The 20312-nt window shown below is 69.2% G+C and carries 13 protein-coding genes; 10 read left to right on the plus strand and 3 right to left on the minus strand.

Going from position 1 to position 20312, the window contains the following annotated elements; all coding sequences use genetic code 11:
• The 7 genes from ABGB17_RS00005 to ABGB17_RS00035 form a co-directional block, all read left to right on the plus strand.
• A partial coding sequence (locus ABGB17_RS00005; protein WP_347625552.1) for a ricin-type beta-trefoil lectin domain protein occupies positions 1-428 on the plus strand: 428 nt, incomplete at its 5' end.
• Between the two features lie 453 nt (positions 429-881).
• Entirely contained in the window at positions 882-2306 is a 1425-nt protein-coding gene (locus ABGB17_RS00010; protein WP_347625957.1) for a sugar ABC transporter ATP-binding protein, read from the plus strand.
• On the plus strand, positions 2303-3304 hold the full coding sequence (locus tag ABGB17_RS00015; RefSeq protein ID WP_347625553.1) for an ABC transporter permease: 1002 nt from the start codon (positions 2303-2305) through the stop codon (positions 3302-3304). Before ABGB17_RS00010 ends, ABGB17_RS00015 begins: the two co-directional genes overlap by 4 nt.
• Complete coding sequence (locus tag ABGB17_RS00020) at positions 3301-4248, plus strand: ABC transporter permease (RefSeq protein ID WP_347625554.1); 948 nt, start codon at positions 3301-3303, stop codon at positions 4246-4248. Before ABGB17_RS00015 ends, ABGB17_RS00020 begins: the two co-directional genes overlap by 4 nt.
• A complete protein-coding gene (locus ABGB17_RS00025) occupies positions 4245-5456 on the plus strand; it encodes a substrate-binding domain-containing protein (RefSeq protein WP_347625555.1) in 1212 nt (403 codons plus the stop codon). The genes ABGB17_RS00020 and ABGB17_RS00025 overlap by 4 nt, the downstream gene beginning before the upstream one ends.
• Entirely contained in the window at positions 5453-6286 is an 834-nt protein-coding gene (locus ABGB17_RS00030; protein WP_347625556.1) for a sugar phosphate isomerase/epimerase family protein, read from the plus strand. Before ABGB17_RS00025 ends, ABGB17_RS00030 begins: the two co-directional genes overlap by 4 nt.
• A gap of 74 nt (positions 6287-6360) precedes the next feature.
• A complete protein-coding gene (locus tag ABGB17_RS00035; RefSeq protein ID WP_347625557.1) occupies positions 6361-9879 on the plus strand; it encodes a lectin in 3519 nt (1172 codons plus the stop codon).
• Positions 9880-9963: 84 nt separating this feature from the next.
• Here the strand turns inward: ABGB17_RS00035 and ABGB17_RS00040 are convergent, their stop codons facing one another.
• Both ABGB17_RS00040 and ABGB17_RS00045 read right to left on the minus strand, forming a co-directional pair.
• Positions 9964-10791: a carbohydrate ABC transporter permease gene (locus ABGB17_RS00040; RefSeq protein ID WP_347625558.1), complete on the minus strand. Its 828-nt coding sequence runs from the start codon at positions 10789-10791 to the stop codon at positions 9964-9966.
• A complete protein-coding gene (locus ABGB17_RS00045) occupies positions 10791-11771 on the minus strand; it encodes a sugar ABC transporter permease (RefSeq protein WP_347625559.1) in 981 nt (326 codons plus the stop codon). Before ABGB17_RS00045 ends, ABGB17_RS00040 begins: the two co-directional genes overlap by 1 nt.
• Positions 11772-12016: 245 nt before the next feature.
• On the opposite strand from ABGB17_RS00045, the gene ABGB17_RS00050 reads away from it, so the two are divergent.
• The 3 genes from ABGB17_RS00050 to ABGB17_RS00060 all read left to right on the plus strand — a co-directional run bounded on the left by ABGB17_RS00050 (position 12017) and on the right by ABGB17_RS00060 (position 17239).
• Positions 12017-12787 (plus strand): FadR/GntR family transcriptional regulator, encoded by a 771-nt coding sequence (locus ABGB17_RS00050; RefSeq protein ID WP_347625560.1) that lies wholly within the window; start codon positions 12017-12019, stop codon positions 12785-12787.
• 322 nt (positions 12788-13109) lie between these two features.
• Positions 13110-14465 (plus strand): RICIN domain-containing protein, encoded by a 1356-nt coding sequence (locus ABGB17_RS00055; RefSeq protein ID WP_347625561.1) that lies wholly within the window; start codon positions 13110-13112, stop codon positions 14463-14465.
• A gap of 389 nt (positions 14466-14854) precedes the next feature.
• On the plus strand, positions 14855-17239 hold the full coding sequence (locus ABGB17_RS00060) for a ricin-type beta-trefoil lectin domain protein (protein WP_347625562.1): 2385 nt from the start codon (positions 14855-14857) through the stop codon (positions 17237-17239).
• A gap of 81 nt (positions 17240-17320) precedes the next feature.
• Here ABGB17_RS00060 and ABGB17_RS00065 read toward each other — a convergent pair whose 3' ends face one another.
• Positions 17321-20272 (minus strand): NEW3 domain-containing protein, encoded by a 2952-nt coding sequence (locus tag ABGB17_RS00065; protein WP_347625563.1) that lies wholly within the window; start codon positions 20270-20272, stop codon positions 17321-17323.
• Between the last annotated feature and the right edge of the window lie 40 nt (positions 20273-20312).

A 20312-nucleotide genomic window follows, 5' to 3' on the forward strand; every position in this document is an offset into this window, starting at 1 on the left:
CCCCCACCCCCACGCCTACTCCCACTCCCACCCCCACTCCCACGGCGGGCACGAGCGCGTTGCGTGGTGTGGCGTCGGGGCGGTGCCTGGACGTCAACGGCGGTTCCCAGGCCAATGGCGCGCAGGTGCTGATCTGGGACTGCAACGGGCGGGTCAACCAGCAGTGGACCTCGACCGGCGCCAGTGAGCTGCGGGTGTACGGCGGCAAGTGCCTGGACGTCAACGGCGCCGGCACCGCCAACGGCACCGCGGTGATCATCTGGGACTGCAACGGCCAGAACAACCAGAAGTGGCGGTTCAACTCCGACGGCAGCATCACCGCCGTCGGGGCGAACAAGTGCCTGGACGTCGGCGGCACCGCCAACGGAACCCGCGCACAGATCTATACGTGCAACGGCCAGAACAACCAGAAGTGGACCCGCGCCTGAGAACTTCCACCATGTCCGGGGAGCGGGACGCGATGTCTCCGCGTCCTGCTCCCACTGGGCACCTTCACGCCCGGCGCGGCTTCGATCGAGGCCGCCCGGGCTGGACGGGGCGAGGTGAAAGTTTCATACTCATCAGGCCACAGCCTGTGGAATCATTAAGCCCCGTCTGTCGCGGATTGAGAGAGATAGGACGCTTACGCCACGATCAGTGGCACTCGAACTGGGATAACACCACCCGGTTGTCGAGGCGCTCGGCTCACTGACTCGCATCGATCCGCTGTCACATCTTTGGATAAGCATGCTTAATAGCCAGACTAGGCACACTTATTTATGTGCCGAACCGATTCAACTCCTGTCGCAAGGGCGAACGCGGCGTCCCTCCGCGGGTTCAAAGGCGGCGCCGCCCACCGCCGGTCCGGTCGCGTGGCCCGATGGGCGGGCCGCGTGCTGAGGATGACCGGCATCGGCAAGAGCTTCCTGGGGGTCCGGGTGCTCGGCGGGGTCGACCTGGAGGCGTCCGCCGGCGAGGTCCACGCGGTGGTGGGGGAGAACGGCGCCGGCAAGTCGACGCTCATGAAGATCCTCGCCGGGGTCCACACCCCGGACGAGGGGACGATCGAGATCGACGGCCGGAAGGTGGCGTTCAGGCACCCGATCGAGGCGCAGCGGGCCGGGGTGACGATCATCTACCAGGAGCTCACCCTGCTGCGGGAGCGTACGGTGGCCGAGAACGTCTTCCTCGGCCGGGAACCCGTCCGGCGAGGGCTGGTGGACCGGGCCGGGATGGAGTCGGCGACCGGTGAACTGCTGAGCTCGCTCGGCGAGGAGTCGTTCGGGCCACGGGATCTCATCCGGCGGCTCTCGGTCGCCCAGCAGCAGGTCGTCGAGATCGCCAAGGCGCTGTCGCTGAACGCGCGGATCGTCGTGATGGACGAGCCGACCGCCGCCCTGGCCGACCACGAGGTGGAACTGCTCTACACGCTGGTGCGGCGGCTCACCGCGCGCGGCATCGCCGTCCTGTACATCTCGCACCGGCTGCGCGAGATCTTCGAGCTCGCCGACCGGATCACCGTGCTCAAGGACGGTGCCCGGGTCACCACCGCGGAGGCTTCCAGCCTGGACACCGCGACCCTGGTCCGGCTGATGGTCGGCCGGGAGCTCGACTCGTACTACCCGCCCCGGGCGGCGGAACCGCCCGGAGAGGTGATGCTGAGCGTGCGCGGCGGCGGCAACGCCAGGCTGCACGGCATCGACCTCGACCTGCGCGCGGGAGAGATCGTCGGAATCGCCGGCCTGCAGGGCTCGGGCCGCACCGAGCTGGCCAAGGCGCTGTTCGGCGCGGAGCCCTTCACCGGCGGCGAGATGACGCCGTGCCGCCCCCGCTCGGTCCGCCAGGGCATCGCCGCGGGGATCGGCCTGGTCACCGAGGACCGCAAGGCGGAAGGACTTCTGCTGAGCCAGCGGGTGCGCGACAACGCCATGCTCGTCGCCCGGGCGACCGGGAAACGCCCGCCCGCGATCGAGCGGCTGCTCCAGCGTGTGCGGCTCAGCCCGCCACGGCCCGCCCAGGAGGTCCGGTTGTTGTCCGGAGGCAACCAGCAGAAGGTCGTGCTGGCCAAATGGATGACGGTCGCGCCCCGCGTCCTGCTGCTCGACGAACCCACCCGCGGCGTCGACGTCGGCGCCAAGGCCGCCATCCACGAGCTGATGCGCGAAATCGCCCGTGACGGCACGGCCATCTTGATGATCTCCTCCGAGCTTCCCGAGCTCATCGGCATGAGCGATCGCATCGTGGTGCTGCGGGACGGCCGCGTCGCCGGAGAGCTTCCCGCCGGGTCCACCGAGGAGGCCGTGATGCGCCTGGCGGCCGCGTCATGACTCAGCAGGTGAAACGGCTGACCGTCCCCGCCGGGGCCTCGTTCCTCCAGCGGCTGACGGGCGACCGGCCCGCACGCCCGGTGTACGTGGCGCTGGCCCTGCTCGTCCTGCTGGGCTGGCTGCTGTTCGCGCTGGACGGCGCATGGTTCCTCAGCCAGGAGAACATCGTCGGCATCCAGCAGCGATCGGCGGCACTCGGCATCGTCGCGGTCGGGCAGACCCTGGTGATCCTGGCGGGGAGCCTGGACCTCTCGGTGGCCTACCTGATCAGCCTGACCTCGCTGGTCGCGGCCGAGATCATGGCGGGCGCCGGCGCGCGCGTGCCGGTCGCGATCGCCGCGGTGCTGGCGGTGAGCGCGCTCGCCGGGCTGGTGAACGGCCTGATCGTCACCAAGCTCCGGGTGCACGCCTTCATCGCCACGCTCGGGGTCGCCCTGATCATCAGAGGGGTGCTCGACGAGCGGTACGACGGGCCGGCGGGCAACGTGCCCGAGTCCTTCCAGCACCTCGGGTACGACCGCATCGGGCCGGTGCCGGTGTCGGCGCTGCTCCTGGCCGCGGTGGCGGCCTCCGCGGCGCTCCTGCTCGGCCGGACGCGGCTGGGATACCGGATCTACGCGGTCGGCGGGGACGCCGAGGTCGCGCGGCTGTCGGGAGTCCGCACCGAGCGGGTCATCGTCACCGCCCACGTGCTCTGCTCGATCTGCGCCGGCATCGCCGGGCTGCTGCTCGCGTCCCGGCTCGGGGCCGGCGCGCCGACGGTCGGGACCGACGGCGGGTACGACCTGGAGTCGATCGCCGCGGTGGTGCTGGGCGGCACCGCGCTGGCGGGGGGCCGCGGCGGGGTCGCGGGGACCGTCGGCGGAGTCCTGGTCCTGGCCGTCCTCGACAGCATCTTCAACCAGTTGGAGATCGACTCCTTCGCCAAGGACGTGGTGCGCGGGGTGGTCCTGGTCGCCGCCCTGGCGATCTACGCGCGGGGGAGGCGGAAGCAATGAGACGCGCACTGCCGATCTTCGTGGTGCTGGCCGGGCTGCTGGTGGCGATCGCGATCGTCAACCCCTACTTCATGGAGCCGCCGGCCTTCCTCGCCTTCGTCAAACGGGCCGCGCCGCTGGTGATCCTCGCGGCCGGGCAGTACTTCGTCATCGTGTCCGGCGAGTTCGACCTGTCCGTCGGCTCACTCGTCACCGCCGAGGTGGTGATCGCCGCGCGGCTCATCGACGGTTCCGCGGAGGCGACCTGGCCCGTCCTGGCCCTGCTGATCCTCCTCGGCCCGCTCGTCGGACTGGTCAACGGGATCGTCTCCACCGTGCTCCGCGTCCCGTCGTTCATCACGACCCTCGCGATGTTGCTGATCCTTTCAGGAGCGATCTTCCTGTGGACGGGCGGCGCCCCCAGGGGCGCCCTGTCCCCGGAGTTCCGTGAGATCGGCCGGGGAGGTCTGGGCCCGGTGCCCTGGTCGGTCGTGGTCCTCGTCGTGGTGGCGGCGGCCGCGGTCTGGACGATGCGCGCCCGTTTCGGCCACACGCTGATCGCGGCCGGCGACAACGACCGGGCCGCGGCGCTGTCCGGCGTCCGCGTCGCCCGCGTACGGACGGTGGCTTTCATGATCTCCGGGCTGTCCGCGGCGGTCGCCGCGATCCTGCTCGGTGGCTTCGCCGGGGTGTCCGCCCAGGTGGGCCAGGGCCTGGAGTTCCAGGCCATCACCGCTGTCGTGCTCGGCGGCGTGGTCCTCGGCGGCGGACGCGGTTCCGTGGTCGCCGCGATGGCGGGCGCCTTCACTTTGGAAGCGCTGTTCACCCTCCTCAACCTGTACGGCGTCTCGGGGGCGCTGGAGCCGGCCGTGCAGGGCGTGATCATCATCGCCGCGGTGGCGCTGGGGGCCGTGAGCCTCCCGCGCAGGAACCGCGGCCGCCTCGTGATGGAAGGAAAATCATGAGTTCATATCCGCGGCGGCTCCTCACCGCCGCCGTGCTGGCCGTGCTGACGATGTCGGCGGCCGCGTGCGCCAGCGACAAACCCTCGCCCTCCGCCACCGCCGCGCCGGCCGCGTCCACCGGGACGGCGGACAAGGGCACCGGAGCCCAGTCGAAGTTCTTCGTGCAGGCCGACTACGACGCCCAGATGGCGATGCGCCAGGCACAGCCGACAGGCTCACCCGACCAGCCGTGGGAGCAGAGCATCGACCCGCAGCCGGTCAGCACCGCCAAGTACAAGAAGGCGGGACCGTACCATCTGTGCTTCTCCAACGCCGCGGTGAACAACCCCTGGCGGCAGGTCGGCTGGAAGACCATGCAGGCGGAGGTGGGCCTGCACAAGGAGATCGGCCGCTTCACCGCCCTGGACGCCGAAGGCAAGGACGACAAGCAGATCTCCGACATCGCGGAGCTGCAGGGCAAGGGCTGCGACGTGCTGATCGTCTCGCCCAACACCACGGCGACGCTGACCCCCGCGGTGTCCGGGGCCTGCCCGAAGGTGCCGGTCATCGTGTTCGACCGGGGCGTGCAGACCGACTGCCCTGTCACCTTCATCAAGCCGATCGGCGGCTACGCCTTCGGCGCCACGGCGGCCGAGTTCCTCATCGACAAGGTGCCGTCCGGCGGGAAGATCCTGGCGCTGCGCATCCTGCCCGGTGTGGACGTGCTGGAGACCCGGTGGTCGGCGGCGAAGGTCGCGTTCGACAAGAGCGACCTCGACGTCGTCGGCGTGGAGTTCACCGACGGCGACGCCGCGAAGACCAAGAGCATCGTCAGCGACTACATCCAGCGCCACGGCAAGATCGACGGGGTCTGGATGGACGCGGGTGCCACCGCCGTCGCGGCCGTCGAGGCGTTCGAGGACGCGGGCGTGCCCGTGCCGCCGATCAACGGTGAGGACCAGCAGGACTTCCTGAAGAAGTGGAGCGACGCGAAGCTCACCGCGATCGCCCCGACCTACCCGACGTACCAGTGGCGCACGCCCGTCATCGCGGCGCTCAAGATCCTCAAGGGCGAGGAGGTGCCGAAGGTCTGGAACCTCCCGCAACCGACGATCACCCAGGAGAACCTCCCCACCTACCTCAAGCCCGGCATGCCGCCGCTGCACTACGCCCTGTGCGGCTGCGAGAACCTGCCCGGCTACCCCGAGAAGTGGGGCGGCACGGCGTGATCGGCGTCAACACGTGGGTCTGGGTCTCGCCGCTCACCGGCGAGGCCCTGGCCGCCCTCGCGCCGCGCATCGCGGGATGGGGGTTCGACGTCGTCGAACTTCCGATCGAGCATCCCGGTGACTGGGACCCCGGGCGGGCGGCGGCCCTCCTCGACGGTCTCGGGCTCGCCGCGTCGGTCGTGCTCACGATGCCACCGGGACGCGAACTCGTCGGGGCCTCGCCGCGAACCGTCCAGGACACCCAGGACTACCTGCGGCACTGCGTGGACGTGGCGGTGACCGTCGGCGCGCCGGCGGTCAGCGGCCCCGCCTACGCCTCGGTCGGCCGGGCCTGGCGGATGAGCCCGGACGAGCGGCGCGCCATCTACGGCGAGCTGAGGGAGAACCTGAAACCGGTGGTCGCCTACGCGGCCGAACGCGGGGTCCGGATCGGCGTCGAACCGCTCAACCGGTACGAGACCAGCGTCATCAACACCGTCGAGCAGGCGCTCGACGCCCTCCCGGAGGAATGCGGGCTCGCCCTCGACACCTACCACATGAACATCGAGGAGAAGGATCCCCACCAGGCCGTCCGGCTGGCGGGCGCCAGGATCGCGCACATCCAGGTGTGCGGCACCGACCGCGGCGCCCCCGGCTCCGACCACTTCGACTGGCCGGGCTTCGCCTCGGCCGTCCGCGACGCGGGCTACCGCGGCCCGCTCGTGATCGAGTCCTTCACCGCGGACAACAAGACCATCGCCACCGCCGCGTCCATCTGGCGTCCCCTCGCCCCGACCCAGGACGCCCTCGCCACCGAGGGCCTCGCCTTCCTCCGGACCCTCATGACCTGACCGCCCACCGAGCCGTACCGGCTCATCTCCTTCGCACCCCTCCAACTCCAACCGTCCCCCCCAGGAGACCCTCCATGCGAAGATCACGCCTGCTCCTCGCTCTCTCCGCGGCCCTGGCGGCGTTGTTGCTGCCGCTGGTACCCCCGGTGGCGAACGCGGCCGCTCCGCTGTTCAAGGTGCTGCTGTTCAGCAAGACCGCGAGCGGCGCCTACCGGCACGACTCCATCCCCGCCGGAATCGCGATGTTCCAGCAGATGGCGGCCGAGAACAACTTCCAGCTCGACACCAGCGAGAACTCCTCCGTCTTCACGTCGTCGACGTTCAACACCTACGACGCCGTGATCATGTTCCAGACCAGCGGCATGGTGTGGGACAACGACGCCCAGCGTTCGGCCTTCCAGGCTTACGTGCGCAGCGGTCGCGGCGTCGTGGCGATCCACAACGCCACCGACATGAACATCGAGTCGCAGTTCCCCTGGTGGGACCAGGTCGTGATGGCCGGTGCGCACATGACCGCGCACTCGGCGACCGTCCAGGGCACCGCCAAGGTGGCCGACAAGGTCCACCCCTCCACCAAGGGACTGCCGGACCGGTGGACCCGCACGGAGGAGTGGTACAACTTCGACAAGAACACGCGCGGCTCGGTGCACGTGCTGGTCACCGCGGACGAGACCACCTACGACCCGGGGTCCAGCCGGATGGGCGCCGACCACCCGATCTCGTGGTGTCACAACCCCGAGGGCGGCCGGATGTGGGCGACCGCGATGGGGCACCAGGCGTCCTCCTACTCCGAGGCGGCGTTCAAGCAGCACCTGCTGGGCGGGGTGAAGTGGGCGGCCGGCGCGGAGCCGGGTGACTGCGGCGGCACCATCTCGGCCCGGTTCCAGAAGGTGACCCTCGACGGCGCGCCGGACCAGCCGATGGAGCTTGACGTGGCGGCTGACGGCCGCGTCTTCTACATCTCCCGCTCCGGCAAGGTCAACCTGATCCCCGCCGGCGGCGGCGCCACCCGCGTCATCGGCACCCTGTCGGTGTACGACGGCGGTGAGGACGGCGGCATCGGGCTGGCCCTGGATCCGAACTTCGCCACCAACGGCTGGATCTACCTCAACTACTCGCCGTCCAACGGCGGTGAGGTGAACCGGGTGTCGCGGTTCACCTTCAACGGCACCAGCCTCGACATGGCGAGCGAGAAGAGGATCATCGAGATCCCGGCGTACCGCAACGTCGACGAGCCGGGCCACACCGGCGGTTACCTCGCCTTCGGGCCGAACGGCAACCTGTACATCGGCCCGGGTGACGACACCAACCCCAACGGGTCCAGCGGTTACGCCCCGATCGACGAGCGGCAGGGCCGGGAGCACTACGACGCCCAGCGGTCCTCCGCCAACACCAACGACCTGCGCGGCAAGATCCTTCGCATCCACCCCGAGGCCGACGGCACCTACACCATCCCGTCCGGCAACATGTTCGCGCCGGGCACCGCGAGGACCCGGCCGGAGATCTACGCGATGGGTTTCCGCAACCCGTTCCGCTTCTCGGTCGACAAGGCCACCGGCTGGATCTCGGTGGGGGACTACGGTCCTGACGCGGGCAGCGCCAACGCCAACCGCGGCCCCGAGGGCACGGTCGAGTGGAACCTGATCAAGCAGCCGGGCTTCTACGGCTGGCCGTACTGCGTCGGCAACAACATCGCGTTCAACGACTTCAACTTCGCCACCAACACCTCGGGGGCGAAGTTCAACTGCGCGGCGCCGGTCAACAACTCACCCAACAACACCGGCCTCACCACCCTGCCCGCCGCCCAGCCCGCGACGATCTGGTACAACTACCACGCCTCGGCCCAGTTCCCCGAGATCAACTGCTGTGGCGGCGCGGGCCCGATGGGCGGGCCGTTCTACCGCTACGACGCGGCGAGCACCTCCGACCGCAAATTCCCCGAGTACTACAACGGCACGCCGTTCCTCTACGAGTGGAGCCGCAACTTCGTCAAGGAGCTCCGCCTGGACTCCTCCGGCAACCTGCTGAAGATCAGCCCCTTCGTGGCGCAGATCGCCCCGCACGCGCCGATCGACATGAAGTTCGGCCCGGACGGCGCGCTGTACATGGCCGACTGGGGCAACGGCTTCGGCCACGCCAACACCGACGACAGCATCTACCGCATCGACTACGTGGCCGGGAACCGCGCTCCCATCCCCAAGATCACCGCGAACCCCGACTCGGGCGCCGCGCCGCTCACGGTGGCGTTCTCCTCGGCCGGCTCCGCCGACCCCGACGGTGACTCGTTCACCTATAGCTGGGACTTCGGCGACGGCGGGACCTCCACCAGCGCCAACCCGTCCCACACCTACTCCACCAACGGCACCTACACCGTCAGGCTGACCTTGCGGGACTCGACCGGCAAGACGGGCACCATCACGGTGACCATCATCGTCGGCAACACCCGGCCCCGGGTCGTCTTCGCGTCGCCGCCCGACGGCGGGTTCATCGACTTCGGCGACTCGGTGCCCTTCACCATGAACGTCACCGATCCCGAGGACGGCACCGTCAACTGCTCGAGGGTCAACGTGATCACCGCCCTCGGCCACGACCAGCACGCCCACGACACCGGTCAGTACACCGGGTGCTCCGGGATGGTCACGACCACGGCCTCCGGCCATGACGAGGCGTCCAACATCTACTACGCCCTGATCGCCGACTACACCGACAACGGCGGGCTGAAGGGCAACGCCGGCATCACGCTGCAGCCCAAGCACAAGCAGCTGGAGCACTACACCGGCTCGTCCGGGATCCGGGTCGTCGACGAGGCCGGGGCCGAGGGCGGCAGGCGCATCGGCGACGTCTCCAACAACGACTGGGTCTCCTTCACGCCGGTCAACCTGACCGGCATCGACTCGGTGTCCTTCCGCGTCTCGGCGCCGTCCAGCACCGGAGGGTCCATCGAGTTGCGGGCCGACTCGCCGACCGGGACGCTCATCGCCTCCGCGTCCGTGCCGGCGACCGGGGGCTGGAACACCTACGCGTCCCTGCCCGCGGCGCGGGTCACCGACCCCGGTGGCACCCGCAACCTTTATGTGGTGTTCAAGGCGCCGACGGCGAACGCGTTCGACGTCGACTCGATCACCTTCAACGGCCGGGGCGTCGCACAGGGAGGCGGCAGCCAGACGCCCACGCCCACGCCCACTCCGACTCCCACTCCCACGGCGGGCACGAGCGCGTTGCGTGGTGTGGCGTCGGGGCGGTGCCTGGACGTCAACGGTGCTTCTCAGGCCAATGGCGCGCAGGTGCTGATCTGGGACTGCAACGGGCAGGTCAACCAGCAGTGGACCTCGACCAGTGCGGGTGAGCTGCGGGTGTACGGCGGCAAGTGCCTGGACGTCAACGGTGGTGGCACGGCGGACGGTACCGCGGTGATCATCTGGGACTGCAACGGCCAGAACAACCAGAAGTGGCGTTTCAACTCCGACGGCAGCATCACCGCGGTCGGGGCGAACAAGTGCCTGGATGTCGTCAGCGGCGGCACCGCCAACGGCACCCGCGCACATATCTATACGTGCAACGGCCAGAACAACCAGAAGTGGACCCGCGTCTGACCGCTCCATGACGCCCGCTCCTTGGAGCCGGCCCGCCTCGGCGGCCCGGCTCCAAGGAAGCCGGGTCACCACCGCGTGAGCGGGTCAGCCTTTCGTGGAGCCGGCGGTGACACCGTCGGCGATCTGACGCTGGAGGAACAGATAGAGCATCAGCACCGGTACGGCGGCGATCAGGACTCCTGAGGCGAAGGTGGGGATGTCGTTGGAGTACTGGCCACGCAACGAGGTCACCCCGACCATGAGGGTACGGTTCCCGGCGGACGGCATCATCAGCAGGGCGATGAGCACGTCGTTCCAGCAGAACAGAGCGTTGAGGATGCCGACCGACAACAACGCCGGAGTCCCCATCGGTAGCATGATCCGCCGGTATATGCCGTAGGTCGTGTTCCCGTCGATCCTCGCCGCGTCCACGATCTCCGTCGGAATGGTCTTGTAGTAACTCGTCATCAAGAAGACGGTGAACGGGAGGAACTGGGCGACGTAGCTCAGGATCAGGCCCGGATAGGTGTCGATGAGGCCGCTGACCGCCATGACCCGGGTGAGCGGCACCATGATCACTTGGAACGGGATGAACAGCGCCGCCAGACAGCCCAGGAAGAGCACCGAGGACCCGCGGAACCGCAACTGGCTCAGCGCGAAGCCCGCCATCGACCCGAAGAGCAGCAGCAGGACCACCGCGGCCGTCACCATGATGAGCGAGTTGAGGAAGTACCGGGCCATGCCGACGCTCGTCCACGCCGTGACGATGTTGTCCCAGTGCGGCGAGGTCGCCAGGGAGAACCGGTCGAGGATGTACTCGCGCCGGGTCTTCACCGCGACGTTGGCGGTGAACAGAAGGGGATAGATGGTCGCGAGCGCGAGCAGCGTCATCGGGATGGCGGCCGCCCACATGCCCAGGCGCCGGCCGGTCATCAGTCCTCCCGTCCCGCGCGGCGGAGCAGGCTCATCTGCAGGAGGCCCACGACGAGCATCACGAGGAAGAGCACGGTCGACGCGGCCGAGGCGAGCGCCGGACGGTTCATCTGCCCCTGCTGGATCCAGACGTAGTACTCCGGCAGGTAGGTCGAGCCTCCCGGCCCCCCGCTGGTCATGACGTACAGCAGGCCGAACATGGACGTGAGCATCCCGATCATGGTGGTGACGAAGACGAACTGGATGGTGCGGGAAAGACCCGGGATGATGATGTGCCAGATCATCTGGCGTACGGAGGCGCCGTCCATCCGTGCCGCGTCCAGCAGGGAGGCGTTGAGGGTGGCGAAACCGGCCAGGAACACGACAAGGGCCATCCCGAACGTCGCCCAGATGTGCACGCCGACGACGGTCACCATGGCGACGGCCGGGTCCCCGAGCCAGTCGACGGGACCGAGGCCGGCCGTGGCGAGGACGCCGTTCACCGGGCCGTCGAACGCGAGCAGGAGGTTGAAGATCGCACCGACGATCACCGGCGAGAGCACGGCCGGGAAGAAATAGACGCTGCGGAAGACCCGGTGCCCGGGGACGCGCAGATAGATGAACGTCGCGAGCAGACCCGGGACGGCCACCGCCACGGGAAGCAGCAGCACCAGCAGCCCGACGTTGCGCAGGGCGCCGCGGAACAGCGGATCCTGGAACAGGGTCACGTAGTTGTCGAAGCCGACCGGCGTCCCGTTGCGCGCGCCGTCGCCGGTGAAGGAGAAGTTGACGCCGAGGACCAGCGGCCACAACCGCAGCAGCACGATGATCAGTACGGCCGGGGCCACCAGGACGTAGGGCGCGAGACGTTCGGAACGCCGCGCACGGGACCTGCGCCGGGAACGCGCACCGCTGCCGCCGTGCGGCGTTCCACGCGTGCTCGTCCCGCCGCCTGCCCGTCCCGTCGCGCGGACCAGCGACGGGGGATCTCCGATCGTCACGGGTCAGCCCGCTCGATTCGCGGCACCGGCCGGGGGTCCCGTCGGTGCCGCGCTTCCGCGGCCGGCCAGGAGCAGGCAGGCGATCAGAACTGCCGGCCACAGTGTTCGCTGCCTCATCGCTGTGCTCTCCAGAGTGCGGCCGGTCGCGCCAGCCTTGCGCGAGAACGTAACTCGTATGACGTCTTACGTCAATACGGTTGACATATACTAGCGCGGTGGCGCCTCGGCGGGAGCTCGGAGGGAAAATGACCGCATCCCAGGAAACGCCCCGCAGCGTCCCGGCACCGCCGGCATGGGTGCGGCGACCGGCCAGCCTCGCCAAGGCGGTGACGGCGGAACTGGTGGAGCGCGTCGTCGGAGGGGTGTACCCGCCGGGGACCCCGCTCCCCGCCGAGCCCGCGCTGTGCGAGGCGTTCTCGGTGAGCCGGACCGTCGTGCGCGAAGCGGTGAAGATCCTCCAGGAAAAGGGACTGGTGCAGGTCCGCCAGGGGTCGGGCACCACGGTGACCCCGTCTGCGATGTGGGACATGCTGGACGAGCTCGTCCTCGCGGCGGCCATCGCCGAGGACGACAGCCTCACGATCCTCGACGACCTGGTCGTCACGCGGCGCGTCCTGGAGTCCGACATGGCGAACGTCGCCGCCCGGCTCGCGGGCGAGGACACCGTCGAACGGTTGCGCATGCACGTCGATCGCATGGACGAGCTCGTGGACGACCCCGCCGCGTACGCCGACATCGACCGGGCCTTCCACGACACGATCATGCAGGCGTCCGGCAACCGCATCGCCCGCGCCGTGGTGCGGTCGCTGGAGAACCAGGTCGTCAACACCGCCCGGTACATGGGCAAGACCGAGCGGGCCCTGTGCGTGGCGTCCAACCTCGGCCATCGCCGCATCTACGAGCGCATCGCCGCCCACGACCCCGAGGGCGCCGCCGGCGCGATGTTCACGCACATCACCGAAGCCTGGCTCGTACGCCGCAGCGGGCCGGCCGACCCGGAACGGCTGCGGCGTTAGCCTCCTCCTCCCTCACTCAGGGTGAAAATTTCACCGTGGCGCGTCACCGGTGGCCGTGAGGGCCTCCCTGGTCAGCGGCGGCGGTAGCGGAGCCGTCGCGTCCGGGCTCGCCACGAAGGGCGACCCCCATCCTTGACAGGTCTCGTCACGGTCATATTTGCTCCGCTCCACCACACCTCCAGAGCGCCTGTTGAAAGGAATATTCAACAAAGCAGAAATGTGAGCGCTAACACGAGTAGGGATCCCCTCCACCCCGAAAAGGAGCGTCAATGGTTTCCCCCTCCATGCCTTTCGCCGTCCGGACCCCAGGGAGGGTCCTGTGATGTCGAGGAGCAGATCCATCCTGACGGCGATCACGGCGGCGGTCGTTCTCGTCCTGGCCACCGGACACGCGGCGCTGAGCCAAGGCGCCCCGTCGTCCGCCGGTGCCGGCACCCTCGCGGCGACCGCCGGATGCGGCAAGACCCCGACCCTGAGAAGCGGTACGCACACCATCCAGAGCAGCGGCAAGAGCCGCTCCTACATCCTGCGGATTCCCGACAACTACGACAACACCCGCCCCTACCGGTTGATCTTCGCGTTCCACTGGCGGGGCGGCACCATGAACGACGTCGCGTCGGGCGGGACCAGCGGGGCCCCCTGGGCCTACTACGGGCTCATGCAACTGTCGAACAACAGCGCGATCCTCGTGTCGCCGCAGGGCATCGGCAACGGCTGGGCCAACTCCGGCGGTGAGGACGTCACCTTCGTCGACGACATGATCAGGCTGTTCGACGCCGATCTGTGCATCGACACCACGCAGCGCTTCGCCACAGGGTTCAGCTACGGCGGCGGCATGAGCTACTCCCTCGCGTGCAGCCGCGCGACGGTGTTCCGCGCGGTCGCGGTGTTCTCCGGCGCGCAGCTCAGCGGATGCAGCGGCGGCACGCAGCCCATCGCGTACATGGGACTGCACGGCATCAGCGACAACGTGCTGAGCATCTCTCAGGGCCGGTCGCTGCGTGACAGGTTCGTCCGCAACAACGGCTGCACCGCGCAGAACCCGCCGGAGCCGGCCTCGGGCAGCCGGACGCACATCACCACCACCTACTCGGGCTGCCGGGCGGGGTACCCGGTCGTCTGGGCCGCGTTCGACAACGGCCACATGCCGGGCCCGGTGGACGGGACCTACGCCGAGAGCGGCATCACGACCTGGACCAAGGGCGAGGTCTGGAGGTTCTTCTCCCAGTTCGGCCCCAACCCCACCCCCACGGCCACTCCTACGGCCACCCCCACGGTCACCCCGACGGCCTCCGGGAACACGATCCGGGGCGTGGCGTCGGGCAGATGCCTGGACCTGCCCAACAGCTCCACGGCGAACGGGACACAGGTACAGATCTGGGACTGCCACGGCGGCGCCAACCAGCAGTGGACGGCGACCGGAGCGACTGAGCTGCGCACCGCAGGCGGCAAGTGCCTGGACGTGAACGGCGCGGGTACCGCCGACGGCACCACCGTGATCATCTGGGACTGCAACGGGCAGAACAACCAGAAGTGGCGGTTCAACTCCGACGGCACCATCACCGCGGTGGGCGCGAACAAGTGCCTGGATGTCGCCAACGCGAGTACCGCCAACGGCGCCAGACTCCAGATCTACACCTGCCACGGCGGCACCAACCAGCAGTGGACCCGCGCCTGACCTCGGGTCCGGACGTTCAGCGCTCCTGACGACCGGACCAGGGCCGCTGGCTCAGGGGCCCTCGTCCACCTGCCCGTCCTTGGACGGGCAGCGGCCGGGCGGCGCCGGACCTTCCGAGCGTTCACGGCCCTGTCATCGAGTGCAAAAACCCTGGGGACGATCACGCACATACACCAACACTGTTGACGTGAGACGTCATACGAATTACGTTTCGCCTCGGCGGCCGGTTCCCGGCCGGCCGTGAAGCAAGCAGCGACAAGGCAGTGCGGCCGGCCGTACCGGTCCAGCACCGCCGTGCCGGCCGCGGAGGCGTGACACCCGCCGGAGCCTCCTCCGGCGAGCGGAGCGTTCCCGCCGTCCCCACATCCCCCCACCTCTCAGGAGGTCCCGTGTTCGAATCGTCGTACTCAGCGCTGCGGAGGCTGGTGTCAGCCGGTGTCGCCGCGCTGGGGCTGACCGCCGCGGCCGCGTTGGTGGCGCCCTCGTCCGCCTTGGCGGCCACCACGACCCTCTACGCCTCTCCCTCGGGTACCGGTAGCGCGTGTACCTCCGCCCAGCCCTGTTCGCTGCCCGCCGCGCAGACGGCCGTGCGCTCGCTGACCGGCGCCATGTCCGGTGACATCGTCGTGGAACTGGCCGACGGGGTGTACCGGCTGTCGGCGCCGCTGCGGCTGACCGCGGCCGACTCCGGCAACAACGGCTACCAGGTCATATGGCGCGCGGCGCAGTCGGCGCGCCCGGTGATCAGCGGCGCCAGGGCGGTCACCGGCTGGACGCTGGCCGACTCGGCGAAGAACATCTGGCGGGCCAACGTCGGCACCGGGATCGACAGCCGGCAGCTCTACGTCAACGGCGCCCTCGCCACCCGGGCGCGTACCCAGGTGAACCGCGCCGACTTCACCGCCTCAAGCACCGGGATGAGGTTCAGCAACTCCGCGCTGAGCTACCTGAACAACCTGGCCAACAAGAACCGGGTCCAGATGGAGAGCGTCGGCTCGTTCACCGACCGGTACGCCAGCGTGCAGGACATCAGCGGCAACCTCATCACGATGCAGCAGCCCGGGTGGAGCAACAACAACTTCGGGTACGACACCTTCACCAGCCCGCACCGCGCGGGCCCGCTGTACCTGACCAACGCCTACGAGTTCCTGGACTCGCCGGGCGAGTGGTACATCAACCCCGGCACCGGCGTGCTGTCCTACATCCCGCTCTCCGGGCAGAACATGAGCAGCGTCAGCGTCGAGCTGCCGGTGCTGCAGTCCCTGGTGAACGTCGGGGGCACCTACGACGCGCCCGCCCACCACATCACCTTCAGCGGCATCGTCTTCTCCGGCACGAGCTGGCTCGGCGCCAGCGGCAACCAGGGGTACGTGGACCAGCAGACCGGCGCCTACATGGCCGGCAACTGGAGCTGGCCGGGCTTCACCACCTGCCATCAGGGCTGCCCGCAGTTCGAGGCCACCCGGCCCAACTGGTACCAGATGCCCGCCGCCGTGCAGATCTCCGCGGCCAACAACGTCACCTTCACCGACTCCCAGTTCGTCAACATGGGGCAGACCGCCATCGGCATCGGCAACGACGCCAACGCGCACGCCAGCGGTGTGGGCCTGGGTGCCAGCAACATCACGATCACCCGCTCGGAGATCGCCCGCAACTCGGCCGGCGGCATCGTGGTCGGCGGCGTGCGCGCCGACGCCCACCACCCCGGCGACCAGCGGATGGTCAACCGGAACATCACCGTCAGCAACAACCGCATCCACGACCTCGGCCTGGAGTACCGCGGCGTCGTCTCGGTCGTGACCACCTACGTCACCACCGCGACCATCTCCCACAACGAGGTCTACAACCTGCCCTACACCGGCATGTCGATCGGGTACGGCTGGGGCTCCAACGACGCCGGCGGCAGCAACCACTACGCCGACCGCGGCCTGTACAACTACCAGCCGCGCTACACCACACCCACCACCGCCTCCGGCAACCAGCTCATCGGCAACTACGTGCACGACGTCATGCAGCAGATGACCGACGGCGGATGCATCTACACCCTCTCGGCCAACCCCAACGCGGTGATCAACGACAACTACTGCCTGCGGACCAACGGCTGGTTCGGGCTCTACTTCGACGAAGGCTCGCGCTACTACACCGCACGCAACAACGTCTTCAACTCCATCGGCACCTGGGCCACCGCCAACTACTGGTACGCCGAGAACATGGGCAACTTCACCGTCACCGGCAACTGGACCAGCAACAGCAGCACGAACGTCACCAACGGTGACCGCGGCAACGTCGTCAACAACAACGTGACGGTCACCAACGGCGCCTGGCCGTCCGGTGCCCAGGCGGTGATGGCGTCGGCCGGGCCGCAGAGCGGCGGCAACAACCAGCAGAACGTGCGGATCGTCGGAGCCGGGTCGGGCCGCTGCGTCGACATCACCGGTTCCAGCACCGCCAACGGGACACAGGCCCAGATCTGGGACTGCGGCAGCGGCACCAACCAGCGGTTCACCTACACAGCCGGCAAGCAACTGCAGGTGTACGGCAACAAGTGCCTGGACGCCTACGGCCAGGGCACCGCGAACGGCACCCAGGTGATCATCTGGGACTGCAACGGCCAGACCAACCAGCAATGGAACGTCAACGCCAACGGCACCATCACCGGCGTGCAGTCCGGGTTGTGCCTGGACGTGCCGAGCAACGCCACCGCCAACGGCACCAAGCTCAACCTGTGGTCCTGCAACGGCGGCGCCAACCAGCGCTGGAGCCTCACGAGCTGACCCGGTCCTTCTCGCACCTGCGCCGAGGGCGGCCGGCCGCCCTCGGCGCAGTTCGCGATGTCCGGTCCGAAACCCTCGCCCCTACTGGCTCACACCGAAGTCGCTGAAGGTGAACTGGCCGGTCACGCCGGCCGCGTGGGAGGTGGCGATCAGTCCCGCGTCCTGCGTCCCGGCGATGCCGGCGAGCGTGACGGTCGGGCCGACCTTGGTCCAGGTGGTGCCGTTCGTGGAGTAGTAGCCGCTGACCTGGTCGCCGGAGCGGACGAGGCGCACCCAGGCCGGCGCCCTGACCCCCGCGGCCCCGCTGAACGAGTCGAGGTACCCGTTGCCGTTGGAGTCCCACTGGAAGGCGACCCCGTTGCCGGGGGTGACGACCATGACGGCGTATCCGGGCGACGACGCGGCGGCGGTGAGGTCGTTGCGGATGACCACACCGGCCTTGGCCCAGGCGTTGGTGTTGTCCATCTGGGTGACCCGCGCGGTCACCGTGGCGGTGGTCCCGACGGCGTCGTCCTGGTAGACGGCGCCGTAGTCGTCGAAGGCCCCGCCGCCGTCCTGCCAGATGTCGGCACCGGAGGTCAGGACGGCGTAGGCGCCGCCGGCTTCGGCGAACCGGCTCGGCACCGATCCGTATCCCTTCAGGGACGTCAGCGGGTTGAGCGCGGTCAGCGTCAGAGCCCTCTGCAGCGCGTACTGAGCCCTGTCCGCCCGGAAGGCCAGCGACACCGTGACCGCCGCGCGGCTGACCGGGGTCGTGAACGAGCCGGGCGCCGTGACCTGCCACGACACGGTGGCGGACGCGCCGGGCGGCAGCCCGCGCTTCAGCGGCTCGCCGATCTGGACGGCTTGCCACCCCTCAGGGACGGTGACCGAGGCGCTCAGTCCGCTGACCGGGTGGTCGCCGACGTTCGCCACCGTGGCGGTGACCGTGCTCGTGCCACCGGCGCTCACGCTGGCCGGTTCGGCCGCGAGCTCGGCGCCGGCCGGGGGGCGCTGCGGGTCGGCGGCGCCGCGGTACGGGCCTCTCGGGCCCGCGTCGTGGATCACCCGGCTGGCCTCGATCGGGAGGTTGCCGGTCGTGACGGTGGTGTTGTCGCGTGTGACGTTGCCGCGCTGGCCGTTGACGATGCCGGTGATGGCCGGGTTGGTCGCCCAGTTCCCGGTCAGCGTGAGGTCGCCGGTGTGGTTGCCGTTCTGGTTGTTGGCGTGCGCCCACTGCCCCGCGGTGCCGACGAACACGTTGCGGTTCGCGGACAGGTACCGGGAGCCCTCGTCGAAGTACAGGCCGAGCTGCCCGCTCTTCTCGCAGTAGTTCTCGTCGATCGTGCTGCGGGGCATCGCCGAGAGCGTGTAGATGCAGCCGGCGTCGAACATCGTGTGGACGACGTCGCGCACATGGTTGCCCACGACCCGTACGTCGCTCGCGGTCGTCGGCGTGTCGTAGACGGGCTGGAAGTCGTAGAGCCCGCGGTTGAGGTACTCGGGGCTGCCTCCCGGGTCGTTGGCGCCCCAGCCGTACCCGAGGCCGATGCCGGTGTACGGCATGTCCGCGACGTAGTTGTGCTCGATGGTCAGCCGCGTGACGTAGCTGGCGAAGATGCCGTCCTGGTCCAGGTACTCACGGGCGGTGGAGTGGATGCGGTTGTCGCTGATCGTGATGTCGCTGTTGAGCATGCGAGGGTCGGAGGGATGGTGCGCGTCGGGTCGTACGCCGCCGACCATGATGCCGCCGCCGGCGCTCGCGGTGAACGTGCTGCCCACGACCGAGATGTCACGCGCGCCGAGCCCCACGCCGCTGGCGTGCGCGTTGGCGTCGTTGCCGATGCCGAGGCCGATGGAGCCGAGGTTCACGAAGGTGTCGCGCACGAAATGGACGCCTTCGGCCGCCGACACCTGCACCGCCGCGGCCGCCTGGGCCCAGCCGTTGCGCGATCCCTCGAATCCCTTGCAGCCGAACGCGCACGAGGTGAACGCGTCGGCCGGCCGGTGCGGCTGGACACCGGAGATGAACACGCCGGTCTGCTGGTTGGCGTATCCGTCGGAGGTGCTGGGGTACAGCCACGTGGTGCCGGTGAAGGTCAGGCCCTCGAACCGCAGGTTGCGGGCGGGTTCGTCGTAGGTGCCGCCGACCTGCAGCAGCGACTCGAGCCGCGGCAGCTCGGCGCGCGCCCGTGACAGATCCTGCCCGGCGAGCGGCTTGTAGTAGAGCGTCCCCGCGCTCGTGTCCAGGTACCACTCACCGGGTTCGTCGAGGAACCTCCTGGAGTTCAGCAGGAAGAAGGTCGGCGTGCGGAGCGGGGACTGGACGGTGTCGTAGCCGTAGGTGTTGTTGTCCCAGGCGGGTTGCTGCATGACGACCGTGGAGCCGGAGATGCTCTCGACGGGCGCGAAACGGTTGGTGAACGACAGCATCGCCTGGAAGTCGATGCGCTTCTGGTCGGGCAGCGTCGCCAGGTAGGCGAGGTCGGGGTTGTTGAGGGTGAAGCCGGTGGCGTTCAGCGTGATGTCGGCGCGGGCCAGCCTGATGCGCGCGCGCTGCGCCAGCACCCCGTCGACGTAGAGCTGCCGGCTGTCGAACCCGGTCCCGACCTGGGCCTTGTAGACGCCTGTGGCGGCGTCGTCGAGCTCCCACCCGGTGACGGGCTTGGCGCCGCTCAGCACGGGCTCGGCGCCCCGCCTGGCCTTCCAGGTCACGGTGTGCCCGTTCCGTCCGGAGTCGGCGGCGTCGAACCGCAGCGGCGCGGTCAGCCGGTAGGTGCCGTCGAGGAGTTCGACGGTGACGTCGTGCTTCCCCTCGGCCGCGGCCGCGCGTGCCCGGCGCTGTGCCTCCTGCAGGGTCGCCAGCGGCCGTCCGGCGTTGCCGGGGCCGTGGTCGTCGGCGTGCTTGGTCCCGGCGGGCGCGACCACGATCGTGTGGCCCGCCGCCGCCTGGGCTTGGGGGGTGAGCGTTCCGATGAGGACTCCTGTGGTGATCAGTAGGGCGGCGGACACCGCGGCCGATGTTCGTCTGCGCGGCACGAGTGGGGGACGCACTGGTGTTCCTTTCTTCCGGCACGGAATGCGGCCATGGACG

This window comes from Sphaerisporangium sp. B11E5 (assembly GCF_039871875.1).
In the GTDB taxonomy this organism is placed as follows: Bacteria; Actinomycetota; Actinomycetes; order Streptosporangiales; family Streptosporangiaceae; genus Sphaerisporangium.